Origin of the sequence: Flavobacterium omnivorum (genome assembly GCF_900099915.1) — a bacterium.
Classification (GTDB): Bacteria; Bacteroidota; Bacteroidia; order Flavobacteriales; family Flavobacteriaceae; genus Flavobacterium; species Flavobacterium omnivorum.
The window spans coordinates 1-7,914 of sequence record NZ_FNDB01000034.1 but is presented as its reverse complement, the minus strand read 5'-3'; the positions used below and the strand labels follow the sequence as shown (position 1 = coordinate 7,914).

Genomic DNA, 7,914 nt, shown 5'->3' with positions numbered 1-7,914 from the left:
CTACCAAAACCATCGTAAATAATTGGAGTGATGATATCCTCTCCATTTCCGCCTTGTCCAATAGCAATAGTCTGCATAGGACGACCTAGTCCATCGAAGTAAGTTACACTTTGATTTATTTCTGCTTTGGTTAGGGTATTGTAGTTAGCAGCCTGAACTGCTTTCTGAGGTACAGCGGTATAAATAAAATTCTCACTACTCAAGGTTTGAGCGATGCTATTTAGACTCGATAGTACTAACAAAACAACTATTAGAATATGTTTTTTCATGATTTTTTTAATTTAATATCCAATTTCTTCAATTCCTTGAGATGAAGTACTACTTTGCACGGTTATCACTTCAGATCCTATTTTAGTGAATGTGTCAGAAGTAATATCGCTACTTAAATTATTTGCGGAAAATAAAATTCCTCTTACTGAGCTGGTTATTGTTAATCTCTTGTAGTAATTACTTGACGCAATTACTGTCACGTAAAATGTATCTCCTGCAGCTAAAATGCCGTTTATAGTACCAGATGCTGACAGTGTTAAGTAGCTGCCATCATTTTTATAAAAAGTACCAGTTCCATTAATTCCATTAAAGCTTAAGGAACATGCATCTGTATAAGGATCAGAAGTTGTAGCGATTACTTCAGCAGCGGATAATGCGCTATTACCAGCAGTATTATAAGCGAGAACTTGTACATTGTAAGAAGTATCGGCAGATAGACCTGATAGAGTGCCAGATGTCGTACTTGTAGCACTCACATAGACTCCATTTAGATAAATTTTATATCCGGTTGCGCCAGAAACAGTATTCCAAGAAAAATTGATTGTAGATGCAGTTACACCTGTAGGTGTTAAACCTCTCGGTGTTAATGGTATCGTACTGTTGGCATCACAATTTACAGACTTTCCTTTGTAGTTGTAGCAATATTTTTGCAAAACGTTGCCCTCATGATCTTGAACCCACTGTAGTCTATTGAAAGAATCATATTCATATGTGGTTTTTAGTCCTTTAGGATCTATAATGGTACTCACTCCAACTAATGGGATATGAGTATAGGTAGTGATCATAGCATTAGGTATGGATGATTTTAAGCCATTAATTTGAGCCAAATTAGTCTCATTTAAAGATGCCAAAGAAACCCCTAATTCATTTGAAATTGCAACATTGGTAGTATTCTCGATTTTAGCAATGGGTAGTGTTTTATTGTAACCCCAGATTATTGTAACAGGTGTGCCAGCTTCTGGCGTATACTGTGTAATGTTGCCCTTGTTATCATATAAATCGAAAGTAATTTTCTTTTCGAGTTGTCCTATATCGTTAGGAAGAACTGGTAAAGCATTTGGGAATTTTGCAGCATAAATAGTTTTAGGCAATACTAAATTATTAGTCGTAGCATCATTCCCATAAATTGTTTTTTGCTCTGAGAGTTTTTTATTGTCTCTATAGTTTTCTGTTTTAAGAGGTATAGTGATCATATTCTTTGCAATCATATCACTTACAATTGGTTGGTTTGTCATTATAGCATCTTGGGGGTAGTAATATTTATTTTCTAATTTTTCGTTGTTAAGATTAGAGCTACTTATTAAAACAGATGTAGGTTGACAATGAAGAGGGTTATTATAATTATAATTTGTCTCTATTGTTACTGGATTGCTTCCATTTGTATCATACGTTGATTCAACTGATTTTTTCATGTATTTCCAAACAGAATATAGTTTATAATACCCCAATTCAAAAAGCATTGGAAATTGCATTCCTTCCAAATCAGATAGACAAAACACTTCACTATTCAATATTTTGATGTCAAATCCTAACTCATGTTTTTCATTTGACATTATACCATTTTTAAAAAGTCCACCCCCTTCAGGACTTGTAAAATTATATTCATACTCATAAGTACTCTTTTTTATCATGCGAAACTGGCCTGTTGATTCAGCTTTATAGTCTATTTGTTCTAATAAATCCCCTCTTTTAAAATCATAATTGGTTATAGGTGTCGTTGGTCTGTTTATGAAGCCATATCTATTGTCATCCACAAATGAATATTTGAAATAGGAATAACCGTTAGATTTTAGTTCATCTTCATAAACACTAACGTCTGTATACATAATATGAGATCCTTGAAATCCATTTAGAGCTAATATATTTCTAGAATCTTGCGCAGCATAATTTGCTATATACATTTGATTGCTTGTACATCCTCCACAAACAATCTGATGTTTAAATTCTCGATAACTATATGTTGGAGGAGCGGTTATTCTTCCAGAGGATAATGTGGGATTGTCTTTTTGATTATAGTTGTAAATCTTTTTCTTTATTGGAGCAAGGCTAGAGGCGTTTTCATATTCAAAAATACTTTTTATACGTAAACCTCCTGCTTTATGGTTGCCTACAATTTCAGGAAGATTATTTTGATTTTCATACCATTCTATTCTGGCACCACCACCTATGTATGTGCCATAAACTTTTAAAATATAAGTACCCGGCTGTAAATTTAATACATACTCATTTCCGTAATTAGTAATATTATTGATAACATTACCGTTTAAATCTGTTATTAAAATATTAATTAAATGAGCATCATCTGGGTTATTTTGATTACAATAGTTTGGATAATACATTATGCTAGACGGAATTACTTTATCAGAAATTACGAATGTTTGTGAAAGGAATTGCGACTCTAGAAGATCATTATATCCCATATCTACAATATATAAACTGGCTTGTTTTTTGATCGGTGGATTAATTAAATTAGCATCTTTATTCCCATAATATTCATTAAGTTCATAATTAAAAAGGGAATGACCTCCTGTTGGATATTTTATCTTCTTGAGTACCCCTAATTTTGTATATTCTAAATCAGGTTCTCTATTTCCTGTTTCATTAAAAAAGCTTACATAATCATTTGGGAATTTAGTTCCTTGACTTTTAATATACCCCCAATCATCAAAATTATTTTCAAATTTTCTCGCAAGCTGTTGATCCTCATTATATTCAAAGCTATAAGGATTATCTTTATTCTTTGTTAAAGAAATTAATTTTAATCTAGGTGAATTATTGCTAGTTGTTACACATGGTTGATAATCATTGACATTAAAATAACCTTGTTTTAATGTATAAGTATCCTTGTTACTGCCTTTGTTTACTTCGATAGCCTTTAAAGAAAACCCACCAGATAAATACCTGTCATAATGATAGGTTGATGGCAAATCGAGTCTAGGACAACTATCGTATATAAAATCTATCTTTTCATTAGTATTAGTGGTTATTGATTTTAGTAACTTTCCATTTATAATTGTTTTTGAAGTTGTTGTAGTTTGTGCGTTTAAAGGCAAATCTGAACAGGTGTATACTACTGGTTGTTTGTATCTAGAATATACTGTTGGCAAATCATAAGCATAACTTTGATTAATATAGTTAAAATTAATTATCTGATTATTTGGTGTTTCAATTTTACTAATATAGTACACTTCATTTACACTTTCATTACATCCTCCAGGGAAAAATTGACTTGTAGTCGTAGTACAATTTAATGTTCTTGTACCTTCAATAATATTAAAAGTGTATTTATTTCCTTTTTCATCAATTATTACAAACTCATCTACACCCCAGAGTATTTTTATTGGAGTAAAAGGCATAGTATGTATTGTACCTTCCTTTGAAATAAAAAATTTACCTGATAAATTACCACAACTATAATAAAATATATCTGGCTGAGTATCGTATGAACCATCAGAATTAACTATCGTTTTTAAAATATTATAGTCTTCTTGAGCAATTGGTTCCATATTATGAGATATTGTAGTTGGAGACAATCCTCTATTTGAAGGATAAAAAGCCCTATTGTTCTTTAAGTCTTTTTGACCATACACCTGACTGGATACCATACCTCCAGCATTTAATGTCCACCCTAAACCAACAGATGTACTTGTATCATCCAGTTTAGTTCCTGAAGAATGATAAGTTAAATTAATAGGCAAAACAAAATCCTTTAATTTAATTTCGTAAATAGGTATTGAAATATTTGGAATACCTGTTGTATTACTTACTGGAATGTCAGTGTATTTAAAAAGAGAACTAGCCTCTGGCGACACTGGAACTATATTAGGTATATTACTTGACATTTGACCAAATACATTTTGAATACAAAATATAATTGCAATCATTTTAAACATTTTATTTTTCATAACTTTCAATTTTTATTTCTTAATTATCATCCCTTTTTCCTTTCAATTATTGTTTATAAGATCGAAATTATAAAGTCTTCATGAAAGGTTTCTTAGCAGCGTAAAGTTGTTTAAGTAGTGGTTAAAATTTAATGTCGTATTTCGTTCCGAAATTATTGAGAATGAAATTTAATTGTTTTTTGAGATTTTCAAATCCTTTATAAGCATCGAAACCTAGCCATTGATATTTTATTCTTCGCCATAGAATTTCTATCAGATTTAACTCTGGAGAATACGGTGGCAAAAAGTAAATTAAAACATCTTTTTCCTTCCATTGTTCTATTTTAGCCATAAACTTCTTTGATTTATGGATTGGTGAATTGTCAAGAATCACAACTGTTTTTTTGATGGTTTTTTCCACAAAACGATCCATAAAACAGATAATCCTATCAGAATTAAAAGTTGTTTCAAGTATTTCAAAATAAAGCTTGTTTTTACGTGTCATTAATCCAACTACATTTTGATATTTGCCTTTAGCAGCGGGTAACAATATTGGCTTTTCGGTTGTTTGCCATGCGTAAGGCACATTAGGAGTGAGTCCAAAATGACTTTGGTCTCCAAAATATAAATCAATATAACCGCCATCTTCCAAAACCTTTAGTGTTTCTATTTGCTGTTGCTTAAATCGAAATTGTTCTTCGTTTCGTTTGCCTTTTAAGGAGAGTCTAGCTCTTTTCCATCTATAACCCAGTAACTTTTAAAAAATTCTGCAATGTTTTTTTGCAGATGATAATATTGTGTTGCTCTTCAAAATAAATTAATACATTTTTTAAATTTCTGTTGTGAAGTTCTAATTGCTCGGAAACCTCTTTAGAATAATCTTTTAAAAGAGTTTTCGCTCCTCTTCCTTCTGCTATTCCAAGGGAATCAACCCCGATTTCGGTCCAACTATCAAACCAACGTTCAATCGTTCTGCGGCTGACATTAAAAATAGAAGCCAAGTCAATAATCTTACGTCTTTGATGTGATAAAACAAGACATTGACTGCGTTTTCTAATGGTATTATTAGGACTATTTTGATGAAGGTTTTCCAATACCTCAATCTCTTCATTTTTTAGTGTTACGTATCTCATAATGAGATAAATATACAAATTATATCCCATGAAACCAACAAAATACGACATTAATTTATTCTAATTACTTACTTACCTTATTTAATAACTTTCAAATACTGTTTCAAGTTAAAATAATCAAGATCAGTAACTTATGAGATGAAAACATAATTAACTAAATTATTTTTATTTAAATCAAATTTTAGCGTTTATTATGGATAATTTTTTATTTAATCTGAGTTTGTAGTGTCTTCGAGTTTGACTACTCCAAAATCAGTTCCTGCTTGACTTTTAATTCGTTGCAACATGATAATACATTTTTATTCTGTGTTTTTTTTGTAGCTAATATAAGCGTAATTTTTAAAATATAAGATTATTACTGTGTTTATTTAAACACAATCTTATAAAATAATTCTATTAACTATTTTATAACAATACAAAACTTATTAAAATATAATACCACAATAAATAACAAAAACAAACAAGCTTTATTTTCTAATTTATCACACTACTCAGCGAAACATTGGTAAATACATCGCCACAAGCAATACCGCAACTAAAACCCACATGAAAAGAATAATAAAAGGTTCCAGGACCTTGGTTAAAACTTTGCATATCTTCATTACCTCTTGGCTGTATTGCTTGCTAAGTTGCTGATAAACATAGTCCGTTTGGTTGGTTTCTTCTACTACTTTTCCATAGAGATGATGCGGTTATCAAACAACGAATTCGCTTTTAGACTTTCGCTTAAACTATGTCTCTTTTAGATATTATGTTCTACAACAGTCAACGATTCTTGTTAGGGAGCAAATTGGATCATTTTTTTATCATTTGCATGCTGTTCAATAAAGAAACTTTGGCAGTGGTTAGCAAAGCAATAGCTTGTGTGAACTGAGCCAGATAAATTTTCACCAAAAAAGAGCCCAAAACAGGAGACATTCGCACAGCAAGCCCAACTTTTAATAATCTTTTCGTTTTAGAGAACACTGCGGACAGCTGGGAGAATTACAAAAATTAACCAAACTTTTTAATCTTACCGCTGACCAAATTTTGAACTATGAAAATATCGTTCCCGAAGATGTTACCATAATGGATAAACCCGATTTTGAAAAACTCATCTTATCAATCAACTCGACGAAGACGACAAAACTACTGTCTTTAAAATTATTGACAAAATGCTAACTACAAAGAAGTTTAAAGATTTCTTCAATAAAAATGTAGCAATGTTATAAGCAAAAAAACCGAGCACTTGCTCGGTTTTTTTGCTTATTACGGTTATTATATGTTTGAAAAATAAAAGAACAACCACCCTTCTAAATTGTATTTTTTTATAATGATTGATATTAAAATATGGAATCCTATTCCAACTACCATACAAATTGGTAAAATAAAGAAGAAGACCCAACTACTTATGGTTTTATTTAGATAATTATTTTGATATAAACTTATTAAGTCTTTAATTTTCTGTTTTTTATAGTATTTATTAATATTTAAAAACACAACAATACTAAAATACAATAGAAAGATATAGTATTTGTATTTTTTTTCAATACCATCTAATAGATATATACAAATACCATATGAAAATGAAAATAAAAATAAATCACACGCTGATAAATATAATGTACTCGAAAAGAGTGCGGGATGTTCTTTCTTTTTGTATGCTTCGTAGGTTCTATAAAAAATGTAATCTCTTATTTTTATCATTTCCAACTTGTTAAAGTTCCATTATCTAAATCATATTTTTCTTCTACAGCCTCATCAAGATGTTGTCCTATCGATTTTCCAGAAACTCCTTTAGTAATTGAATCTGCACCTAAATAAGCTCCTCCAATAACCCAACCCCAGCCAGGTATAAAACTTGCACCTGTGATAACTCCATCTAGCACATTGGATGCTTTAATTTGTTCATTAATCACGACATCTGAAACAACTAAACCTGCTGACACAAGTCCCATCCCAACACCTACACCTTTCATTGCTGTGGGAATTTTAGTTTTATAAAGAACACTAGTAGATCCTTTTAATCCTATCCGTGCTAATTTATCCGCATTGTCCCACGCAAATTTACTTTTAGAAGCTGTTGACATTCCTTTCCAAGCAATATTCTCCGCATATGCTAAATCAGTACCTGCAACATCAAACAAATCTTTTCCGCCAAAGGAAGATTTTGATTTAGTTACTAAAGCAGATTCTACAACTCCATCATTAGAATGAGAATCATTACCAAATCCTTTATCGTCACCCGAGGAATAACTGGTGTGTGTTTTGTAGTTATTTATATCATATCCACCATCCCCATTTCTTTGAATACGTCCTTCTACACCATTTGCTCTTCTATATTCTCTTGCTTCTTTTCGTGTTTCGAACAAACCAGTTGGGTCAGACCAAAATACAGGATTGTTAAATCCAAAACGATAAGGAGTATTATCATATTTTTTTTCAGCTAGTGGATCAATAACGTTAAACCTACCAATGGCTGGGTCATATTGTCGCCAATCCATTGCAGTAACATTAAGCCCAAGCTCGTCTTGGTATTCTCTTTTATTAAACTTATACTTTAACGCACCATTAGTAGAAGATATTGTATTACCGTAGCCAGCGTGTTTCAATCCAAAAGGGTAATAGTTATTTTCCTCTTGTATTGT

General features: G+C 31.2%; 5 protein-coding genes and 1 pseudogene. All 6 read right to left on the bottom strand.

Going from position 1 to position 7,914, the window contains the following annotated elements; genetic code table 11:
- A partial coding sequence (locus tag BLS90_RS16510; RefSeq protein WP_139171483.1) for a DUF6443 domain-containing protein occupies positions 1–269 on the bottom strand: 269 nt, incomplete at its 3' end.
- Positions 270–281: 12 nt separating this feature from the next.
- A complete protein-coding gene (locus tag BLS90_RS16505; protein WP_175455510.1) occupies positions 282–4,112 on the bottom strand; it encodes a fibronectin type III domain-containing protein in 3,831 nt (1,276 codons plus the stop codon).
- A 184-nt stretch (positions 4,113–4,296) separates the two neighbouring features.
- Positions 4,297–4,905, bottom strand: a complete 609-nt coding sequence (locus BLS90_RS16500) for an IS630 family transposase (RefSeq protein WP_091259589.1) — start codon at positions 4,903–4,905, stop codon at positions 4,297–4,299.
- Positions 4,895–5,287, bottom strand: coding sequence for a helix-turn-helix domain-containing protein (locus tag BLS90_RS16495; protein ID WP_091259588.1), 393 nt, complete (start codon positions 5,285–5,287; stop codon positions 4,895–4,897). Before BLS90_RS16495 ends, BLS90_RS16500 begins: the two co-directional genes overlap by 11 nt.
- 491 nt (positions 5,288–5,778) lie before the next feature.
- Positions 5,779–5,898: pseudogene (locus BLS90_RS17205) on the bottom strand (type II secretion system F family protein); the annotation flags it as partial.
- A 1,071-nt stretch (positions 5,899–6,969) separates the two neighbouring features.
- Positions 6,970–7,914: RHS repeat-associated core domain-containing protein (locus BLS90_RS16480; protein WP_317039428.1), on the bottom strand; the 945-nt coding region annotated here is incomplete at its 5' end.